General features: G+C 55.1%; 17 protein-coding genes. All 17 read left to right on the top strand.

The window, feature by feature from the left end:
* The 17 genes from AC1DY9_RS11455 to AC1DY9_RS11375 all read left to right on the top strand — a co-directional run bounded on the left by AC1DY9_RS11455 (position 1) and on the right by AC1DY9_RS11375 (position 19,766).
* Entirely contained in the window at positions 1-1,377 is a 1,377-nt protein-coding gene (locus AC1DY9_RS11455; RefSeq protein ID WP_477666558.1) for an aspartate aminotransferase family protein, read from the top strand.
* Positions 1,374-1,811: a VOC family protein gene (locus AC1DY9_RS11450; protein ID WP_477666557.1), complete on the top strand. Its 438-nt coding sequence runs from the start codon at positions 1,374-1,376 to the stop codon at positions 1,809-1,811. The genes AC1DY9_RS11455 and AC1DY9_RS11450 overlap by 4 nt, the downstream gene beginning before the upstream one ends.
* Positions 1,808-2,509, top strand: coding sequence for a class I SAM-dependent methyltransferase (locus tag AC1DY9_RS11445; protein WP_477666556.1), 702 nt, complete (start codon positions 1,808-1,810; stop codon positions 2,507-2,509). Before AC1DY9_RS11450 ends, AC1DY9_RS11445 begins: the two co-directional genes overlap by 4 nt.
* Before the next feature lies 1 nt (position 2,510).
* Positions 2,511-3,356, top strand: a complete 846-nt coding sequence (locus tag AC1DY9_RS11440) for a sugar phosphate isomerase/epimerase family protein (protein WP_477666555.1) — start codon at positions 2,511-2,513, stop codon at positions 3,354-3,356.
* Entirely contained in the window at positions 3,346-4,101 is a 756-nt protein-coding gene (locus AC1DY9_RS11435; protein ID WP_477666554.1) for an SDR family NAD(P)-dependent oxidoreductase, read from the top strand. Before AC1DY9_RS11440 ends, AC1DY9_RS11435 begins: the two co-directional genes overlap by 11 nt.
* 21 nt (positions 4,102-4,122) lie before the next feature.
* Positions 4,123-4,962, top strand: coding sequence for an SDR family oxidoreductase (locus AC1DY9_RS11430; protein ID WP_477666553.1), 840 nt, complete (start codon positions 4,123-4,125; stop codon positions 4,960-4,962).
* A 75-nt stretch (positions 4,963-5,037) separates the two neighbouring features.
* A complete protein-coding gene (locus AC1DY9_RS11425) occupies positions 5,038-6,120 on the top strand; it encodes a hypothetical protein (protein ID WP_477666552.1) in 1,083 nt (360 codons plus the stop codon).
* Positions 6,121-6,237: 117 nt separating this feature from the next.
* Complete coding sequence (locus AC1DY9_RS11420; protein WP_477666551.1) at positions 6,238-8,187, top strand: B12-binding domain-containing radical SAM protein; 1,950 nt, start codon at positions 6,238-6,240, stop codon at positions 8,185-8,187.
* A gap of 364 nt (positions 8,188-8,551) precedes the next feature.
* Complete coding sequence (locus AC1DY9_RS11415) at positions 8,552-9,706, top strand: polysialyltransferase family glycosyltransferase (RefSeq protein WP_477666550.1); 1,155 nt, start codon at positions 8,552-8,554, stop codon at positions 9,704-9,706.
* An 83-nt stretch (positions 9,707-9,789) separates the two neighbouring features.
* Complete coding sequence (locus AC1DY9_RS11410) at positions 9,790-11,217, top strand: lipopolysaccharide biosynthesis protein (RefSeq protein ID WP_477666549.1); 1,428 nt, start codon at positions 9,790-9,792, stop codon at positions 11,215-11,217.
* Positions 11,214-12,212 carry a CgeB family protein gene (locus AC1DY9_RS11405; protein ID WP_477666548.1) on the top strand — a complete coding sequence of 333 codons (999 nt, stop codon included), beginning with the start codon at positions 11,214-11,216 and terminating at the stop codon, positions 12,210-12,212. The genes AC1DY9_RS11410 and AC1DY9_RS11405 overlap by 4 nt, the downstream gene beginning before the upstream one ends.
* Positions 12,205-13,236, top strand: coding sequence for a glycosyltransferase family 2 protein (locus AC1DY9_RS11400; RefSeq protein WP_477666547.1), 1,032 nt, complete (start codon positions 12,205-12,207; stop codon positions 13,234-13,236). The genes AC1DY9_RS11405 and AC1DY9_RS11400 overlap by 8 nt, the downstream gene beginning before the upstream one ends.
* Positions 13,233-14,270 (top strand): glycosyltransferase family 10 domain-containing protein, encoded by a 1,038-nt coding sequence (locus AC1DY9_RS11395; RefSeq protein ID WP_477666546.1) that lies wholly within the window; start codon positions 13,233-13,235, stop codon positions 14,268-14,270. The genes AC1DY9_RS11400 and AC1DY9_RS11395 overlap by 4 nt, the downstream gene beginning before the upstream one ends.
* 48 nt (positions 14,271-14,318) lie before the next feature.
* Positions 14,319-15,713, top strand: a complete 1,395-nt coding sequence (locus AC1DY9_RS11390) for a hypothetical protein (RefSeq protein ID WP_477666545.1) — start codon at positions 14,319-14,321, stop codon at positions 15,711-15,713.
* A 69-nt stretch (positions 15,714-15,782) separates the two neighbouring features.
* Positions 15,783-17,489 carry a hypothetical protein gene (locus AC1DY9_RS11385; protein WP_477666544.1) on the top strand — a complete coding sequence of 569 codons (1,707 nt, stop codon included), beginning with the start codon at positions 15,783-15,785 and terminating at the stop codon, positions 17,487-17,489.
* Positions 17,479-18,537, top strand: coding sequence for a glycosyltransferase (locus AC1DY9_RS11380; RefSeq protein ID WP_477666543.1), 1,059 nt, complete (start codon positions 17,479-17,481; stop codon positions 18,535-18,537). Before AC1DY9_RS11385 ends, AC1DY9_RS11380 begins: the two co-directional genes overlap by 11 nt.
* Complete coding sequence (locus AC1DY9_RS11375) at positions 18,534-19,766, top strand: glycosyltransferase family 4 protein (RefSeq protein WP_477666542.1); 1,233 nt, start codon at positions 18,534-18,536, stop codon at positions 19,764-19,766. Before AC1DY9_RS11380 ends, AC1DY9_RS11375 begins: the two co-directional genes overlap by 4 nt.
* The last annotated feature ends 6 nt before the right edge of the window (positions 19,767-19,772 follow it).

The following is a 19,772-nucleotide window of genomic DNA, read 5'->3' as shown; positions in this document are numbered from 1 at the left end:
ATGGCCGCACATTCCTTTTCCCGCCTGCCCCAATCCGTTCCACCGGTCTCGACCGCCAACCGCCTGATCCAGACCGCGATCCCGACGCCGGGCACGCGCGAAGTGCTCGAACGGCTTGAGGCCTGCGAATCGCGTTCCATGCACGGGCAGTTGCCGCTGGTCTGGGACCGGGCCGAGGACTACAGTATTTACGACGCCGCCGGGAATCGGTGGATCGACTTCACCTCGACCATTTTTGTCGCGAACGTCGGACATTCAAATCCGCGCGTGACCGCCGCCATGAAAGAAACGCTGGACCGCCCGCTCTATGGTTGTTATGCCTATGCGAACGAGAACCGCGCACGTTATCTCGAAAAACTGGTCGCGTTCGCCGGTGCACCGTTCGAAAAAGCTTTCCTGCTTTCTGCCGGTACCGAAGCGACCGAAGGCGCGCTCAAACTTATGCGCATGAACGGCCAGAAGGAAGGCAAACGCCGCCGCGGCGTGATCTGCATCGAAGGCAACTGGCACGGCCGCACGATGGGCGCACAAATGCTCAGCAGTAATCTGGCCCAGCGCGAATGGATAGGCTACCAGGACGCCGACATTCATCACATCCCGTTCCCCTATCCATGGGCCCTGGCCGGGCGCACGCCAGAAGCATTTCTGGACGAAAGCCTGGCCAGGCTCGAGAAGGCCGGTATCGACATTGCGCAAGACGTTTGCGGCTTCATGCTCGAAACCTTCCAGGGATGGGGCGCAGTGTTCTACCCGCCTGAATATGTGCAGGCCATCGAGCGCGTCTGCCGCAAGCACGGCATCCTGCTGACCTTTGACGAAATGCAGGCCGGCTTTGGCCGCACCGGCAAGGCCTTCGGCTTCCAGCACTACGGCGTGACGCCCGACCTGATCTGCTGCGGCAAGGGCATGGGCGGAGGCGTACCGCTGTCCGGCGTGATCGGCCGCGCCGCGATCATGGACCTGCCCGATGTCGGCAACATGAGCAGCACGCACTCGGCCAATCCCCTGGTCTGCGCCGCTGGCCTCGCCGTCATCGAGGAGATGGAAGATCGCAATCTTGTCGCCGAGACCGCGCGCAAGGGCGAGCTGCTGTTTGCCGCACTGCACAAACTGCAGGCGCGTTTTCCCGACCGCATCTCACACCTGCTGGGTCGAGGTCTGATCGCGGCGGTACTGTTCAAGCACCCCAAGACCGGTGCGGCCGACGGCCCGTTCACGAGCCAGGTCGCCGAACTCTGCATGCAGAAGGGATTGCTGGTCGTGCATACCGGGCGCGAATCGATCAAGATCGGCCCTCCACTGACGATCACCGACGAGGCCCTGCTCGAAGGTGTGGATGTGCTCGGCGAGGCTATCGCCGAGATCGCGGCCAAATGATCACGCAGATTCGCCATACCGGCCTGGTCGTCGCCGACCTCGATGCGGCGCTGCGCTTCTGGCGGGACCTGCTGGGGTTCACCGTGGCACGGCAGATGGACGAGTCCGGGCCGCACATCGACGCGATGATGGGCCTCACCGATGTGCGGGTGACGACCTCGAAGCTCACCGCACCCGACGGAGGCATGATCGAGTTGCTGTACTTTCATTCGCATCCCGACAAGCCTCGCTGGACGGGAACGCCGTACTCGACAGGTTTCACGCATGTCGCGCTGACCGTTTCCAACATGGACGAAGCCCATGAAAAGCTCGCCGCCGCGGGGGTGCGTTTCAAGGCCGCGCCACAGCGCTCTCCCGATGGGGCAGTGAAAGTCATCTATTGCGAGGCCCCCGACGGAGTGCTTCTGGAACTTGTGGAAGTGCTGAGAACATGACTAGAATCCAACGCGACTACGTGGATGTCGTCTACAACGAAATCGACCGCCCCCTCACCAACTATCCCGCCCGTCTGGCGCGCTATCTATTTGACCGCTATCGGATCAGGCCCGGCCAGAAACTGCTTGATATAGGTTGCGGTCGCGGTGAGTTTCTCGGTGGCTTCATCGACTGCGGCGTTCTGGGCCACGGCGTGGATCGCTCGCGCTCCGCCGAAAAATACTGCCCTGATGCCGACCTGCGGACCGCCGATCTGGAAAAGGAATCACTACCCTATGAAGACAATTTCTTCGACGTAATCTATTCCAAATCAGTGATCGAGCATTTTTACTACCCCGAACGTCTGGTTCAGGAAATTTATCGGGTGCTCAAACCGGGTGGTACCGTGATCACGCTGTGTCCGGACTGGGAGTTCAACTACCGGATTTATTTCGAGGACTACACGCATCGCACGCCGTTCATGCAATCCTCGCTGCGCGACATCCAGTTGATTCATGGCTTCGAAAACATCGAGGTTGAGCGTTTCCGGCAACTGCCGGTTCTCTGGGGCCAGGGCTCCTGGCTGTTGCCCTTCGCCGAGCTCACCCGACTGCTGGTGCCGGGTTTTTTGAGAAAGCACAGCAAATGGGTCAGATTCTCCAAAGAAATCATGCTGCTCTCCAGCGCCACCAAACCTCTTGAAACGACGGCCGGTTGATATGCCTACAAACACACGTCTGGGATTCATGCAGGGGCGGCTTTCGCCGCTCGTAAACGGTCGCATTCAGGCCTTCCCCTGGGATTGCTGGCAAGCCGAATTCGCATCGGCACGCCAGCATGACTTCGGCCTCATGGAGTGGACGCTCGATCAGGACCTGCTCTACAGCAACCCGTTGCTGACCGAGGTTGGCCGCTCGGAGATCACGGCGCTGCGCGCGCGGTATGGCGTGCGCATCGGTTCGCTGACCGGTGACTGCTTCATGCAGAGTCCGTTCTGGAAGGCCGATACGGCGCAAGCCGAGCAGTTGCAAGAGGATTTTCGGGCCGTGACCAAGGCTTGTTCCGCAGTCGGCATCGTCATGATGGTCCTGCCATTGGTCGACAACGGCAGCCTGGCGACACGCGCACAGGAAGACCATCTGGTCTCCGTGCTGCAGGCTCACGCCCCGCTGCTGGCCGAGCTGGGCGTTCAGGTCGTCTTTGAGTCGGATTTTGGACCGTCCGAACTCGCGCGTTTTATCGAACGGCTGGATCCCGCACTTTTCGGGGTGAACTACGACATCGGCAACAGCGCTGGGCTCGGAATGCGGCCTGCCGACGAAATCGCGGCCTACGGCCATCGCATCGTCAACGTGCATATCAAAGACCGCGTGCTCGGCGGTACCACGGTGCCACTTGGCACAGGCAGCGCTGATTTCGAAACTGTTTTTTCAGCACTCGCAAAAGTTGACTACAAAGGCAATTACATCCTGCAAACTGCCCGGGCGCATGACGGCGACCATGCGGGCGCGCTTTGCCGCTACCGCGACATGGCTGTCAACTGGATAGCACGCCATGGAGCTTGAACTTGCCGGCAAAACAGCCTTGGTCACCGGCTCCTCACGCGGGATCGGCCGGGCCATTGCCGAGGCGCTGCAAGCCGAGGGCTGCAGGGTCGCGATAAACGGACGTGACGCCGATGCCTTGAAAGTGGCATCTATGGCCCTGAAATCCGCGGCGGCTGTCGCGGGGGATGTCTCCGACGCAGGCCAGGCACGACAGGTTGTCGACGAAGCGACTCGGGCGCTCGGCAGGCTCGACATTCTGGTTTGCAATGTCGGTAGCGGCCGTTCGGTGGCACCGGGTCTGGAGACTCCCGAGGAATGGCAACGCGTGTTCGCGCTAAACCTCTGGAGCGTCACCCATACGGTCGAGGCGGCGCGTACCGCGCTCGCCGCTTCGCGCGGCGCGGTGATCTGCATCTCGTCGATCTGTGGGCTCGAGGTCATCCCGGGCGCACCAGTTACCTATTCGGCCGCCAAAGCCGCACTGCACGCCTACGTGCGCGGCATCGCCCGACCACTCGGCGCCCAGGGTGTACGCATTAATGCCATAGCACCCGGCAACATTCTGTTTGACGGCTCAGTGTGGGACAGGAAGCTGGCAGCCGACGCAAATGCCGTGCAGTCAATGCTGGCCGCCAACGTCGCACTGGCGCGCCTCGGTACGCCGCAGGACATCGGTCAACTGGCGGCTTATCTCGCCTCACCACGCTCGGGTTTTGCAACCGGTGCAGTCTGGACACTCGACGGCGGCCAGGTCCGCGCATAGCGGAAACTCGAAGGAATACCCATGACTACCGCATTTAAAAAGTTCGATCTCACGGGAAAAACCGCGCTGATCACGGGTGCCGCAGGCCTGCTCGGTCGGGAGCACGCAGCAGCGTTGCTCGAAAGTGGCGCGGCCGTGGTGCTTACCGACATCGGTGACGGCGCACTCGCTTCAGCCAAAGAACTCCTGGCCCGCTCCTCGGATGAAAGCCGCATCCACACCGCGATCCTCGATGTCTCGAACCCAGAGGCGGTCGCAGCGTTATCCGCGCAGCTCGCGGTGAAGGGGCGACGCGTGGATATTCTGATTAACAACGCGGCGATCGACCCGAAAGTCACTGACGGTTCCGGCATCGTCGAGAGTTCGCGCCTTGAGAATTTCCCGATCGAACAATGGAACCTGCAGATCGCGGTCGGCCTCACAGGCGCGTTTCTCTGCAGCCAGACGTTCGGTGCGGCCATGGCCGCCGACGGCAAAGGCGGCGTGATTCTGAACATCGCGTCGGATCTCTCGGTATTTTCACCCGACCAGCGCCTGTACCGAAAAGACGGACTACCTCCCGAGCTGCAACCCGTCAAACCCATTACCTATTCGGTTATCAAAGCCGGTTTGGTGGGAATGACCCGTTACCTGGCCACTTACTGGCCAGAACAAGGCGTGCGTGCCAACGCCCTATCCCCCGGAGGGGTCTACACTGGCCAAGGCGACGAATTTGTTACGCGCCTGACTTCGCTTATCCCCATCGGCCGCATGGCTGGCAGAGATGAATATCGGGCAGCCATCCAGTTCCTTTGTTCCGATGCTTCCGCTTATATGAATGGACAAAACATCGTCATGGATGGTGGCAGGTCGGCGTGGTAATTCCCACGTGCGCAGCAACACCAATATTTTGGCCAATCGCCAGCTTTTTCTGAATACTCGAGGGATGCCTGTTATATGTTGGTAAGTTTTGGATTTGAAGAGGTCAATGAGGCCGTCATTAGAAACGCCCAGATCTGGCGCTATAAAAAAGTGATGGGCGGCAATGAAAAAATAGCGGTGCTGGTTCCCGACATATTTGCCGGGCTGTATTTCCATGCCGACACGACCGTAACCTTCAGCGCAACGAATATACAAAAATACTCGGTCATTTCCGAATATCACCCTTCCAGAATAGAACTCAAGTGGTACTCCGTTCTGGAAAGACTGCATAAAATTTTCTACCGGTTCGAGCTCACCCGCGCCATGAGCTATCACCTTTTCCGGCGAACACCCCGGCAGAATGTTTTTTATATCAAAAGCGGGCTGGAAGGCAAGCTGCTGAAAAAATGCAGGGAAAAATTAGGAATCCAGAAATACGTCCGGATGTCGGATTATTTCGATCTATCCACAGGTCAAGCGGTGGAACCAAACCTGACGAAATGGTTCATTACCAATCTTGAATATATACAGGACATGATTTCGTCTGGTGATTACTGCAGAACCAGGAATGTCACCCCGCAAGCAAAGGAAAAACCTGTTGTCGTCCTGAGAACAAGGAATTTCCAGAACAAGGCTGTCGTTCACAATTCAAAAAAATCAATTCTGCGGCCATTGATCATTGAACTGCTGAAATTCGACTGCAAGGTCATCAACATTGGGACGCCGGCGTTGCCATTGGACATCACCGATGCGAACTACGAAGAATTGAACCATAACATGAGCATTGCGGAGGAATTCGCGCTATGCGCAAATTCCTCCTGCACGATCATGACCACAGAGGCCGGAAACTATATGGGTCTGGCGACAGTGGATCTAAGGATGGTGCAATACGACGACGAAGTGTTCGAAAGTCTCTTCAAAAGCCCGCTCAGCCTCATGAAAGCCAGGCAGCAGGCGGGGCTTAAGGACCTGGATATCCGGCATCATGTGAAGGCCGAGCGCTGGTCCGATGCGGCAGCCGCGATCCATAACTTTGCAATCCACCCGGGAATCAACGAAAATTCTGGCAAGGAAGCCACCCAGCCCCAACTGGTCGCCCTCGGACTCATACAAGTGTAGCGGCAGGCGTGACGATATAAATCGGAATACAGTCAATCGAACTCGCGATCGAGTGGCTTAACAATATTGAATTGAATGTCAAACATTATGACGAATACGACCCCAATCATTCAGCTCATGCAGCTCAATAACAATTACGGGAATCAGTATTACCTTCCTTACAGTATTGGAGTCCTCGCTGCTTACGTTAAAAAGAACCGGAAGCTGAAAGAGGCTTTCAAGTTCAATCCTTTCATCTACAAACGCGCTGCAGTGGAAGAGATTGTGGAAGCGATCGGGTTTGTCGATGTGTTCGGTGTATCTGCGTATACCTGGAACTGGGAATTGAGTGTCAGAGTCGCCCAGCGCATTCGAGAAGTCAATCCTGATGCCCTGATCATATTTGGCGGCCCTCACGTGCCGGACTCCAGCCCCGACTTCTTCGACCAATATGGCTTTATAGACATAGCGGTCCACGGAGAAGGTGAAATGATCTTCGATGAAATACTGACTAAGTACCTGAGCAACGAAGGTTTCCGGGAGATTCCTGGTATTTCCTTCAACGACCGAAAAAATGGCGAAGTCATCACCAACAAAAAGCCGCCACGCCTGAAGGATTATTCGGAGCTTCCGTCGCCCTATCTCGAGGGCGAATTTGATTCACTGGTGGTGAATAACCCGGAAGTGGAATGGATGGCACCATGGGAGACCAATCGCGGATGCCCTTTTCAATGCACTTTTTGCGATTGGGGCTCATCAATCGCGTCAAAAGTAAATGAATTTCCGGGCGACCGGATTGCCCAAGAAATTGAATGGTTTTCGAAAAACAAGATTGGCTACATTCTGGGCTGCGATGCGAATTTCGGCATTCGCAAGCGGGATATCGACATAGCTACCGCGCTGGTCGCATCCAAGAAAAACACCGGCTATCCGAAGGATTTTGCGGTGTGCTTTACGAAAAACAGCACCGAAGCAATCTTCGGCGTGGGCAAAATCCTGCATGCCGGCGAAATGCTCAAAGCCGTATCGATCAGTATGCAGAGTCTGGACGAAGGCGCGCTCAAGTCGATTAAACGCGACAACATCAAGCTTGAAGTGTTCAAACAACTTCAGTCCAAATATAACGAGGCTGGAATAACGACATTCACCGAGTTGATCCTGGGACTACCGGGAGAGTCTCGCGACTCGTTTGCAAAAGGCATCTGCACCTTGCTGGACAATGGCCAGCACAGCCAGATATACATATACAACTGCTCGATCATGCCCAATGCGGAAATGGGCGGCAAAGTCTACCAGGAGATGTTCCGGATAAAGACGGTCGCGATTCCGATTTTTACCGCGCACTCCAAGAAAGATGATTCCAATGCGATTGTGGAATATGACCGCATCATCGTCGAGACGGACACCATGGACAAGGGTGATTGGCGCGCGATGCATCACTTCGCATGGATTGTCCAATGCTTTCACATGCTCGGACTGTTCCAAAGCGCGGCCATCTTCCTGCGCAACTACGCCAAGGTGAGTTATCACGACATCTACTCGGGATTGCTGCAGTATGCGTATGCGAACCCAGCAAGCCATATTGGACGAGAGATCACGATTTTGAATGGCGTTCTGGACGGTGTTCTCGATGGACGCGAGTATGGTCAGTACTTGCCGGAAGACTCCGATGTGTCCTGGCCAGCCGAGGAGGCATCGTTCTTACGGCTCTCGAAGCACAAGGACGAGGTATATGCCGAGCTGTACCAGTTCACACGGGCACTTTTGGCTCAAAAAGATATACCGGTCAATGTCGACATCATCAAAGCCCTGCTGAATTATCAGAAGATCATCATTGCGAACCCGCATGATGTTGACGATACGGAAATGATCTTTGAATACGACATACCTGACTTCGTTTCCACTCACCGCAATGGATTAACCAAGGATTTGGTCGAAAGGAATGTCAGCTACCTGATCAAGAGGCCTTATAACTTCGCAGGCAATCTGGAACTGTTTTCGCGGAACATTGTCTGGTATGGACGCAAGCGAGGTCGCCTCACCTACCAACACCATGCAGTGACAGAAGACGCGGAACTGGCCGTCTAGGCTCGAGTTATTCGCCGTTTCTTTGTGTTTTTCGCGGGATCGTCCCTGTACACGCCGCAGTCCATGACTAGGCATTTTTTATTACTACAAGTAGCGTGAACAGATAATGAATACATTGGCCGAACTGCAGCGGGAAATCGAAGTTGCCGTGAGGTATGGACAGAACGTCATGAAAGCCAAGCTCAAACGGAAGAGCTCGGGCAGGGGTGTAGTAATGCCGAAGTGCAGAGATCAAGCCAGCGGCGGCAGCTGGTCGGGTCGTGGTCGGCCGCCAGCGCTGGCTGGCTTCAGTAAGACCCCTTCAACATACCTATAACTCCACCCCCTCCATGGCGGGCTACGGATTAGTAACATAGATCAACACATGATCTACATATCGGTCGATAACGATTACCACGGACAGCTCGCACTTTCGATCGTCAGTCAGTGCGGGTTTGACCGCTCCGACGTTGTATTCCTGTCGCATGTTGCGAAGAGAAATACGCTGATACCTCAATCAGACCTCCAGATCGAAGAACTCAGCTCTCACCCCTTATGCAGCGGAGGCGGATATAAAAGCGTGCGCTCGTACATCCGAACATTTTTGCATCAAAGATCACTGTCCAAGCGCTTCACATTCAAGCCGGCAGACACCTTGATCCTGATCACAGAATATCAACTCAACAATGCCCTGTTTGCGCAAAAAATGAAGAAGGCAGGAGGGCGCACTCTTCTTTTTGATGAGGGCATTGGCTTCTATTTCAATAACAGTCCTTTTCACAAGAATCACGAAAGATTTCGCAACTTTTTTGTGATGCCGGTGTTTAATCTCATCTTTCGAACGATGGGCATACCCGCTCACGCATGCGCCGGCCAGGAAGGCATGCACGTGCGCATCAACGACCGGTACATAGACCATGTGTTCTCCGGCATGAGACTCCCGATCGACAGAAACATTCCGATCGTCGGCTATCAAATCACGCCAGATGGCGTCCGCGCCAATGACATGTCGGAATCGAATGTCATCGTTTTTTTTGCGGTGAACTTTGCGTGCTTCGGGCTCGAAAGCGAGGAGCGAAATCTTTCGAAAAGAGCCATCGAGGTATTGGCTACCCGTTTCTCGAAGGTATATATAAAAATTCATCCGTCCGACTGGATCGCGAAGAACGAAAATTTCGATTTTTACATGTCCCTCCGAAGTGACAAAATCGGCATCGTGGCGCAATCAATGTCGGTGCTTGAAACCTTAAAAGCATATCGCCCGAAACAGGTCGCCGGGACCATGAGTACGGCTTTGTTCGAAGCACTGCTGCGGGGCTGCCAACCCATATTTCTGTATCACTTGATGCCCCGTACCAAGCAGTTTGGTGTTTACGAGTTTCTACTTAAAAATCTGAACTACAACTTCATCAAGAATCTGGGCGAGCTCGGCCCGCATTACTCATCCAACATTACCTTGCAGGATCTTACTTATGACCAGAGCCTTTCCGATCAGGTAAGCCGATTTCTCAACGAATCGCCAAACGACAAAGGAGCTTGAAGCTTGTTCCTTATTACTTTTGGGCGCGCAACCCAGTTTGTACCGCCACACATCACAACCAACCAGATAAGCAGGACCGCCACTTGCTGACTATCATTTTCGGCCGCGCGGCCCAGTTCATCCTGTTGCTGCTGGTGATGCGAGTGGCCACAACCTATTTGCCGCCAAGCGAGATGGGCAGGCTTTCACTGATCACGGCGGCGACGGCTTTTTTTGCGCTGTTTCTCGTCAATCCGATCGGCATGTTCATCAACCGCCGCTTCCATGCATGGGATGAGCTTGGGCGGGCCAAACACTATCTCAAGCTCCATTGGGTCTATTTACTCGGTGTCTGTGTCATCGCCGCGCTGACGCTTGCAGTGCTTAACCGTATCCACGCCTTCGGCTTTCAGTTCAACACCACATGGTTGCTGGTGCTGGTATGCGGCTCGCTGTTGTTCAACACGATCAACCAGACGGCGATTCCTTCGCTGAACCTGCTGGAGTTGCGCGGGCGTTTTATCGTCCTCACGCTGGCAACGATCGGCATGGGCCTGGCGAGCGCCTATGCGCTGGTCGAATACTTCTCACCGACTGCTGAATACTGGCTGCTCGGTTTGCTGATCGGCCAAACGGTTTTCGCGGTGATCGGCGTCAAGTTGTTCTTCGATAAGCTCGGGCCGGAGCGGTCCGCAGACAAGCTATCGCGCTCGCACCTCAAGCTGCTGTTCGATTTCGCCTGGCCGGTTGCAATCTCCGTCGGCTTCAATTGGCTGCAGACGCAAGGCTACCGCTTTTTTGTCGCCGACTCACTGGGTCTGGCTGCGCTCGGCCTGTTTGTCGCGGGCTACGGTATCAGCGCGGGGCTGATGGCGGCGTTCGAATCGGTGCTGACAACCTACTTCCAGCCGCGTTTCTACAAGCGGGTGAGTACCAGCACGATCGAAGAGCAATCGGCAGCCTGGAATAAATACGCTGGGGCGATCCTGCCCTCGTTGATGCTTGTGACCTTTTTGTTGATCAGCCTGGCGCCAGAGTTAACGCGGTTCATGGTGGGCCCGGCATACCAATCGGCATCGCAGTTCGTGATCTGGGGCGTGCTGGCAGAAGGGGCACGGGTTGTTGCCGGCGTCTACAGCATGTCGGCTCACGCAAAGATGAAGACCCGTCTACTGCTGCTGCCGAACCTGCTCGGCGCGGTCATCTGCATCGTGCTGATCAAGTTCCTGGCACCCAGCATGGGTGCGCATGGCGTCGGTCTGGCCCGCTCGCTGGCCGGCGTCGGCATGTTGATCGCCATGCATTACCTGATGATCGTCGCGCTCGACATGCACCTGCCATTACGTATGCTGCTCAAAGGCACTGCCATGGGCGCTAGCCTGATGTTGATTGCGACGGCCGGCCGGTGGGCCATGAACAGCCCGGGCATCATCGCGGCGGGAGTACTTATCGTTGTCACTGGGCTGGCCTTCCTGCCGATGTTCTACTGGCTGCTTTATCCCTATTTGCCAAGGCACGACAAAGTTTCATGAAAGTTCTCCTCGTTTGCATGTCGTATGACTATGGAGACCCGACGCGGGGTCATTCGTACGAGTACTACAACTTCTACCAGAGCCTGTTAGCGCTCGGACACGAGGTCGAGCTGTTTGACTACATGACCGAGATCCAGCACCTGGGCAAGCCAGCCATGAACCGCAAGCTGCTCGAGGTTGTGACGGCATCGAAATACGATCTCGCAATGTTTTCGCTCTATACCGATCAGTTCGAGCCCGAGGCGATCAGGGCCATGAAGCAGCACACGCGCACGCTGTGCTTCTTTCACGACGACACCTGGCGCATCGAATTTTCACTCTATTGGGCGCCGCAGTTTGATTTTTTCACGACACCGGACGTCTATGGAGTCCAAAAATACCGGGCATTAGGTCTACCCAACGCCATTCATTTTCCGTTCGGTTGCAACGAGCACATCTATCGCCGGACCAATACCGAAAAGAAATACGACGTATCTTTTGTTGGCGCATGGCACCCCTACCGCGATTGGCTGGTGGGGCTTCTGCGCAAAGATGGTTTCAAGGTCAAGACCGCAGGCTATCGCTGGCCTGAAGGCATCGTCTCGCACGAAGAAATGGTAACGATATTCAATGAAACGCGCGTGAATCTCAACATGTCAAACTCCGCATCATGGGATGCACGGTATTTGTTGTCATCGCCGCGCGCGGCGCTGAACAGGGTACGCTCCAAAAAAAATGTCGAGCAGATAAAAGCGCGGCATTTCGAGATCAATGGTTGCGCTGCGTTCCAGTTGTCCTATTACGTGGAAGGGCTTGAAAAGCAATACCAGATCGGCGACGAGATCGCCATCTATCTCGACCCTGATGATCTGCGGCAGAAAGTTGCCCTCTACCTCGACAACGAACCGCGGCGGCAGAAAATTGCCGAAGCTGGTTATCAGCGAACTTTGAAGGATCACACCTTCGCAAGCCGCTTTCGGCATGTCTTCGACCGCATGGGCCTGATGCATGGCTGACACAGTGCATCCGCTGGTCTGCATTTGCATACCTGCCTACAACGCCGAAAAGACCATCGCAGCAACCCTGCGTTCGGTATTGGGGCAAACATATACCAATCTTGTCGTGCAGGTCGTCGACAACCAGTCCTCTGACAACACGATAGGCATCGTCGAGAGCTTCAATGACCCTCGCCTTGTCCTGCATCGCAACCCGGTAAATCTGGGCGGCGAGGGCAACTTCAACCGCTGCATCGAACTGGCCACAGGAAAATACACGGCGATCTACCATGCAGACGACATCTACGAGCCCGATACGGTCGCCGCGCAAGTGACATTCCTGGAGGCTCATCCTCAAGCTGCTGCCGTATTCACCGAAGCCCTGTTGATCGACGAGACCGGCCGTGAAATAGGCAAAATACGTCAACCTGCCGCACTCGCAGCGGTTGGACCTTTGCACGATTTTCAGACCATATTCAAGGCCGTTCTGGAACACTCCAATTTCCTGATCTGTCCAAGCGTGATGGCGTTGACCCACATTTACCAGCACGACATCAAGGCCTGGCGCGGTGATCGTTTTGGCTCAAGTGCGGACCTTGATGTATGGTTCAGGATGGCAAAGGGACGTGCCGTCGGAATTCTTTCGCTCCCCGGCATGCGCTACCGCATCAGCGGCAACCAGGGATCGGCCAGTGTCCGGCTCGACACCGAACGGGCGGCCTTCTTCAGCGTGATGGACCACTATCTGGACATGGACGATGTTCAAGTAATGCTCACACAACGAGACAGGGAGAACTATGAACGTCTGGAGAGGCGTGACCGCGTCATGCGTGCCATCAATGCGCTCATCAAGAACGAGCCCGGGCGCGCTGCCGAGTTGTGTCCCACCGTTTTTTCATTGCCCGCAATCCAGGCGGCCGTGCAGACACGCCGCGGGTTTGCCGTTTTTACGCTCAGCGCCTTTCTCAGGCTCATGCTGTTCCTTCGCCTCCGCGGATGGGCAAAGGCAGTACTGAGTCGCTTCAAGAAAATGACCAATAGATGAGCCCGAGCCATCGCCCTACCGCGATTTATATCGACCCACCGTCGCCAGCCTACTATGGCAACAAGTTGTTCGACCTTTCCGACCCGGTACTGAATCGCGACGACTCGCTGGTGCCTTACGCGCAGGTGCGCGAAAACTGCCGCCTTGCCGGTATGCCAGTACACACCGCCGATCTGCTTCCAGGTCCCGAGGGCGGCACCTTTGACTATTACTCTCTCGGCGTAATGGAGAATTTCAGATCATTGGCTCAACGCCCGGACATACGGCTGCAAGCCTTTGTGATTTTCGAGCCGCCAGTGGTGGAACCGAGGCTTTACCTGGCTTTGCCAGAATTGACTGCGGCCTTCAAAGAGGTCTATGTCCATAATACCGTCGGCGACGGCTATTCGCTTGAGGGCGTAGACACCACAAAGCTGCGAAAACTCTACTGGCCGCAGCCGCGACAGGATGTGATCGAGCAATGGTGGTCGCGCATTGACCGACAGAACCGCATCGTGGTCATCAACGGGAATCACGTCCCTCGCAACGTCCCCAACGAGCTCTACAGCAAACGCATCGAGGCCATGGTTGAACTCGCGTCTCTGGGTGCTGTCGATTTGTACGGGCGAGGCTGGAAAAAACTTAAAGCTCGAACCTCGTTCTGGTGGCCTTTCATTAGCAGACGCCGACAATTGCTGTCCATCTATCAAGGCGCCTGCGAATCCAAGTACGAGGTTTTAAGCCAATACAACTTCTGCCTCTGTCTGGAAAACATGGTCATGCAGGGCTATGTGACTGAAAAGATCTTCGACTGTTTTTATGCGGGCACGATTCCACTCTACCTGGGTGCGTCCGATATAGAACACCTGATTCCCAAGGACGCTTATATAGACTGCCGGGACTACCCGTCATGGAAGGAGGTTTTCCGCTCGATCAGCGCTATGTCGGGCGAGAAAATCCAACGCATGCGTGAGCATGGCCGAAGTTTTATCCGGAGCGACAAAGGTCGTATGTATCAGGACTCTTTGCTCACGATAGTGCCTTACCTGACATAAGCGGCTCCGCTTCAATAATCTCCAGGCCAAGCCAGGAACAAACCAAAAATGATCAGAAATTCCTGGCTGCGACACACACGGGAGCGAAATCCACATGTCCTGCTGGTTTTCATTACGGTACTCTCATGGTCGCTTTTTCCAATCATGGTGAAGCAATTCAACTTGTCGTTGTTCCAGACCGGTTTCGCCATTTGCTTTTTTGTGATTGGTACGGTGACGACGATTACCTTGCGCAGGAATAAACCGACCTTAACAAGACCGCACAAAATCATGATTGCGTGCTGGATTGGCTATCTGTTGATGCTACTGATCGCCTCCGTCAGTTCATCTTCAAGAACCAGTTTGTTGCAGTGGGGTATTTTGTTCACAAAATTCCTATTCTTCTTGTTCCTAATTCTCTACATTAACAAGAAATTCATTTTCACCACCATGCGCATATATGCGAACGTGATGGCGGTGACGGTTGTTTTGGCATTGGCGGCTGTAGCCGCGATTGTTATGGGTTTTGGTCCCATCGCTGTCGTGGATCTTGGCGGGAGAATGGGCGACGTTTTCTTTGGGGCGTTTTACGTTACAGATACGCCAATATGCCCGCCCACCCCAATTTTTCGCATTCAAGGCCTAAGCGAAGAGCCAGGAACTTATGCGTTCGCTTTGCTACCGGCACTGTTCTGGTTTCTGATCGCCGAAGAAGCGTATGCCAAGTCTGCCGCCATCGTCCTAGGACTCATGTTCAGCATGTCGTTAGGTGCCGGACTTTTCCTGTTATTGGTATTGGGTTTACTTCTATTATTGCGAGCCTTCGGAAGACCTGTTGGAGACTGCAAATTGCTGGTTTTTCTGTCGGGTGCCATTTGCGCCATTGGCCTGATGTATGTGTTGGCAAATGCGTGCGCCAGACACTATCTCGAAAACACCGGAAATGCCTCTGCGGCAGCTGTCGTGCAAGGCTGTATGGAACGAACATCCTCGGACTACGCGACGTGCGTCAACCGTACGACTTACGCTCTCAGTACCACAGCCAATGGAAAAAAGCTCTCTTTCAATGAGCGCTTTGAAGGAATACGCACCGTTATCAGTTACCTAGAAGCACATCCGATGGGGACGGGTACCGCCTTGGGGATGAAGACAGTGCAGAATTCAATCGCTGTTGGTTATGCGGTAGCTGCACTCGAATCTGGCGTAGCCGGGGGAATTTTTTACCTCGGCCTTTTTGCGACAATGGGCTGGCTCGCCCTGCGAACCGTCGCCAAGGTCGATGACAAATCCTTCGATGGGCGCGTGAAGGTGGTCGTGTCATTAAGCATCGGTGCAGTTCTCATAATGGGGGCTCAGCGCATTCAGCCTGATCTCAGTTTCTGGCATATGTGGCTCTATGCAATATGGTTTCATTTTTTGCAGCCAACGATACCTAGTGCCGATGCCGGTTCGCGCACCCTGTGAAGTCGACACTCATCGCGGAAAAACTGAACCGCGGTCCTCCAACTTCACACACCTCAAATCCCGATAGACATGATTTTACGACTCCTGAAAACCATTGATATGCCGGCGGAGAAGAACCTCTGGACCAGGAGCATCCTGATAGCTGGGGTCGGCATTTGGCTCATTTTTTTTGCGTTGGGACTGTATGGCTACGCCGGCGCGAAAGAGTTCTACCTCTTTTTTTCGATCGCGACCGGCGTCATGCTGATCACCGGATGCCGTCAGAAACACAGCTACGGCTATTTGTTTCTGACGGTATTTCTGTGGCTCGGGCTCTGGCTCAAACAGACGATTCATACTATTTTTAACTACCCGTATATTGAACCCATCGGATTGTTCGAGGGTGCGCCAGCAGCGTGGGACGAAGTACTGCTGGTGGCAAGCGTGGCCAGCTTGGGTGTCATTGCGGGCGGCATGGCCTATGCAGCCCTGGCAAGACGTGCCAGCCCCATGCACGAGGAAAGAAAACTCATTGTGCCTTCATGGTACGAACCAAATCGGAAATGGCTATGGCTCGGGCTGGCGCTTGCAATGGCAGGCGTGTTGGTTGTCAATCTGGTATACGGAATCCATCGAATTGGTCTTGCACCAAAAGATTCTCTAATGTGGCCGCTGAACTCAGTTGTAGCCTGGCTGCTCAACATCGGTTTAGCCACAGCCGTCGCCCTCTTCGTCTGGTGGGACATCACGCTCGGGAGGAGCCCGACTCTGGGGGCTTACGCCATATTGGTTGAGGCATTTCTCTCGAGCACATCGATCCTGAGCCGGGCAGCCTATATCTTTCACGCCGTTCCACAACTTCTGGTTGTGCACCAGTTCCGGCATAAGTTAACGAACTGGTCACGCCTGAAAACAGTCACACTTGTCATTTCCTTTTGCGTTTTTCTGGTGATTTCGATATCGGCCGTCACCACATTTCGGAATTATTTCTATCAAACCGGTTTGTATAGAAGCACCGCTTATCACGAAGCCTACTATCGCTGGGAAATTGTTGGTGGTCAGCTCAGCAATCTCGAAATCAAGCTAAAAACAGCGGCACCAGAAGAACGGCCCCCCATCATTGAATTGATGCGAAAACTAAATGTTGAAAGAATAAAGCTGGAAGCAATCATGGCCGCCGAAAAGAAGAAATGGGCGGAGGCCTTTGGCTCGGACTCCGCTCAATCCCGGCTGCTGCTTAATGAGTTTGGTTTTCAGCTGACCGACGGTTTTTCGGCGCGCCTTTTGCAGCTAAGCGTTGACAGATGGATAGGTCTGGAGGGGTTGATGGCCGTCCAGGCTTACCCCCAAAAAAACTTCACGCTGCTGTCGCACTCCATCTCAGAACAGCCCGCGATCGGCAAGCCAGATACCTACCAGAGCATCGCAAAATCGGTGTACCTCAAATCCGATGGCACAAAATTTAGATTCGCAAGTCTGCCGGGCGGACCAGCTTTTCTCTACTACAGCAATTCGCTCTGGATTGTCACGCTTGGAATGGCTGTTTTTACTCTCCTGGTTCTGCTTTTCGAATCATTGATACGGATCCTGACCCGAAACCCGGTTCTCTGTTCGCTATATGGGGTCGTGCTAGCGAGCAATGTTGTTCAATTTGGTGTAGCTCCAAGGCAAAGCATTCCTTATTTTCTGGTTCTCGGCTGCGGTATCCTGCTGGTATGGACGGTCCATACGCGAGGTTTTGCGTTCGCTCTGTACAAGTTGAAACTGGCAAAAGCCCCGCCACCACGTGACAACTAAAACGGCAACAACCCTTTTTGTCCACGCCACCAATGTGCACTCCGGCGGAGGGCAGTCGTTGCTGCGCGCGCTGCTTGAGGCTCTGCCGGCTGGTCGTGACACAACTGCGTTGCTCGATAGCCGCATGCCAGTGCCGAAGTCTCATCTTCCGCATCTGAAAGTCATTACTGTTGCGCCTACCGTGTGGCGTCGTTTCTGGGCTGAATGGTTGCTTTCCAAATCCGTGGGGGCGGCTGACCTCGTGCTGTGTTTCGGCAATTTGCCGCCGCTCTTCAAGCTGAAGGGACGCGCCGTTGTGTTCGTGCAGAACCGTTATCTCGTCGACCCGGTGACGCTCGCCAGCTTCCCTCTCAGGACACGCCTGCGGCTGTTGATCGAAAGGGCATGGTTCGCCCAAAAGGCCCAAAACGCGCAAGCCTTCGTCGTGCAAACTCCTTCAATGCGCGACCTGCTGAATGCCTCGGGTCTGGCAAAGAACAAACCGGTTTCGGTACTGCCCTTTGTGAGCACCAGCGCCGGCTATGAGAGAAACAGCACCCCGAAGGCATGTGATAGCGCATGCGGCTTCATCTATGTAGCTTCAGGTGAGCCTCACAAAAATCACAAGCGGCTCATGGAAGCCTGGAGCTTGTTGGCGAACGACGGTATGCATCCTTCGCTTTGGCTGACCGTCGACGCGAAGGCCCACCCTGAACTCTGCGCATGGATCGATGAAAAGAAGGCCCGTTACGGTCTGAATGTTGAAAATCTCGGCGCGAGGCCACACGACGAAATCCTGCGCCTCTACGCCCAGGCGAAGGTACTGGTTTATCCTTCACTGTTCGAGTCGTTCGGCCTGCCACTGATCGAAGCGCGCCAGGCGGGCCTGGCAATCCTGGCGTCAGAACTCGATTACGTACGCGACGTGGTCGACCCCGAACAGGTGTTCGACCCCCATTCACCGGTCTCCATTGCCAGGGCAGTGAAGCGCTTTCTCGGCCAAAGCGAGCAGCCCCTTCCGCTCATGAACGCCGGCGAATTCCTCGCCCATGTTTTCCCCGAAGAGTGACCGAATTGCGTATCCTGATCGTCAGCCAGTATTTCTGGCCAGAAAGCTTTCGCATCAACGATGTCGCGAAAACGCTCGTTGAAAAAGGCTTCGAGGTCGACGTATTGACCGGCAAGCCCAACTATCCCGAAGGCTCGGTTTTTCCCGGCTACCGGGCTTGGGGCTGCCAGCGTGAATCATGGGCCGGCCTCTCGATATACCGGGTACCCCTTGCGCCGCGCCGGAAAAAAGGCGCGTTGAACCTGGTCTTCAACTATCTGTCGTTTGTCGCCTCAGGCACACTTTTCGGTGCGTGGCAGCTGCGGGGCAAACGCTACGACGTCATTTTTGCCTACGGTACTTCGCCGATCCTCCAGGCGATCCCGGCGTTGTTCCTCGGTTGGCTGAAAAGCCGCAAGGTTGCCGTCTGGGTCCAGGATCTCTGGCCGGAAAGCCTGGAGGCCACGGGTTATGTGCGTAATCCGCGTGCACTGGCGTTGGTGGGGTCCGTGGTCAAAAGTATCTACGCACGCACCGACCTGCTTCTGGTGCAATCGCAGGCATTTGTGCCCAAGGTTCGCGAACTGGCCGGCGACACACCCATCGCCTACTACCCGAATTCGGTTGACCCGCTATTTGCCGCACCCGGCGACGCACCTGCGCCTCCGATACCGGTTATGGACAGCGGCGCGTTTTGCGTCGTATTCGCCGGCAATATCGGCGCCGGCCAGGCCGTCGAGGCCATTGTCGAGGCCGCTACCCTGCTCCGCGAGCGTCCGGATGTCCAGTTTGTGGTCGTCGGCCAGGGCAGCCGCCAGGCCTGGATGGCCGAAGAAGCTGCGGCGCGCGGGCTCACCAACCTGCACCTGCCCGGCCGTTTCCCGGTCGAATTGATGCCCGGCCTCATGCAAAAGGCCTCAGCGCTACTCGTAACCCTGACCGACCAGCCGATTTTCGCGGCGACCATTCCCAACAAGATCCAGGCCTATATGGCCGCTGGACGACCGATAATTGCCTGTTTGAACGGGGAAGGTGCCCGCGTCATCCAGGAAGCTGGAGCTGGCCTTTCGGTTCCGGCCGAGAATGCGCGGGCCCTGGCCGCCGCGGTGATTCGGCTGGCTGAGATGGGTGCACCGGAACGCGCCGCTCTTGGCGCTAACGGCCAACGGTATTTCAAAGCGCATTTTGACCACGACATGCTGACACGTCAGCTCATGGACCATTTCCGCGCACTTGCGGAATCTTCTTGAGGTTTT

The organism is Polaromonas sp. P1_F6, from assembly GCF_056405695.1.
Note: the sequence above shows the minus strand (reverse complement) of the source record. Positions and strands in the feature narration are given on the sequence as shown.

What these genes read in the sequence shown, in the direction of transcription:
- AC1DY9_RS11455 (WP_477666558.1), top strand. Translation starts at nt 1, where the DNA reads ATGGCCGCACATTCCTTTTCCCGCCTGCCCCAATCCGTTCCACCGGTC.
- AC1DY9_RS11450 (WP_477666557.1), top strand. Translation starts at nt 1,374, where the DNA reads ATGATCACGCAGATTCGCCATACCGGCCTGGTCGTCGCCGACCTCGAT.
- AC1DY9_RS11445 (WP_477666556.1), top strand. Translation starts at nt 1,808, where the DNA reads ATGACTAGAATCCAACGCGACTACGTGGATGTCGTCTACAACGAAATC.
- AC1DY9_RS11440 (WP_477666555.1), top strand. Translation starts at nt 2,511, where the DNA reads ATGCCTACAAACACACGTCTGGGATTCATGCAGGGGCGGCTTTCGCCG.
- AC1DY9_RS11435 (WP_477666554.1), top strand. Translation starts at nt 3,346, where the DNA reads ATGGAGCTTGAACTTGCCGGCAAAACAGCCTTGGTCACCGGCTCCTCA.
- AC1DY9_RS11430 (WP_477666553.1), top strand. Translation starts at nt 4,123, where the DNA reads ATGACTACCGCATTTAAAAAGTTCGATCTCACGGGAAAAACCGCGCTG.
- AC1DY9_RS11425 (WP_477666552.1), top strand. Translation starts at nt 5,038, where the DNA reads ATGTTGGTAAGTTTTGGATTTGAAGAGGTCAATGAGGCCGTCATTAGA.
- AC1DY9_RS11420 (WP_477666551.1), top strand. Translation starts at nt 6,238, where the DNA reads ATGCAGCTCAATAACAATTACGGGAATCAGTATTACCTTCCTTACAGT.
- AC1DY9_RS11415 (WP_477666550.1), top strand. Translation starts at nt 8,552, where the DNA reads ATGATCTACATATCGGTCGATAACGATTACCACGGACAGCTCGCACTT.
- AC1DY9_RS11405 (WP_477666548.1), top strand. Translation starts at nt 11,214, where the DNA reads ATGAAAGTTCTCCTCGTTTGCATGTCGTATGACTATGGAGACCCGACG.
- AC1DY9_RS11400 (WP_477666547.1), top strand. Translation starts at nt 12,205, where the DNA reads ATGGCTGACACAGTGCATCCGCTGGTCTGCATTTGCATACCTGCCTAC.
- AC1DY9_RS11395 (WP_477666546.1), top strand. Translation starts at nt 13,233, where the DNA reads ATGAGCCCGAGCCATCGCCCTACCGCGATTTATATCGACCCACCGTCG.
- AC1DY9_RS11390 (WP_477666545.1), top strand. Translation starts at nt 14,319, where the DNA reads ATGATCAGAAATTCCTGGCTGCGACACACACGGGAGCGAAATCCACAT.
- AC1DY9_RS11385 (WP_477666544.1), top strand. Translation starts at nt 15,783, where the DNA reads ATGATTTTACGACTCCTGAAAACCATTGATATGCCGGCGGAGAAGAAC.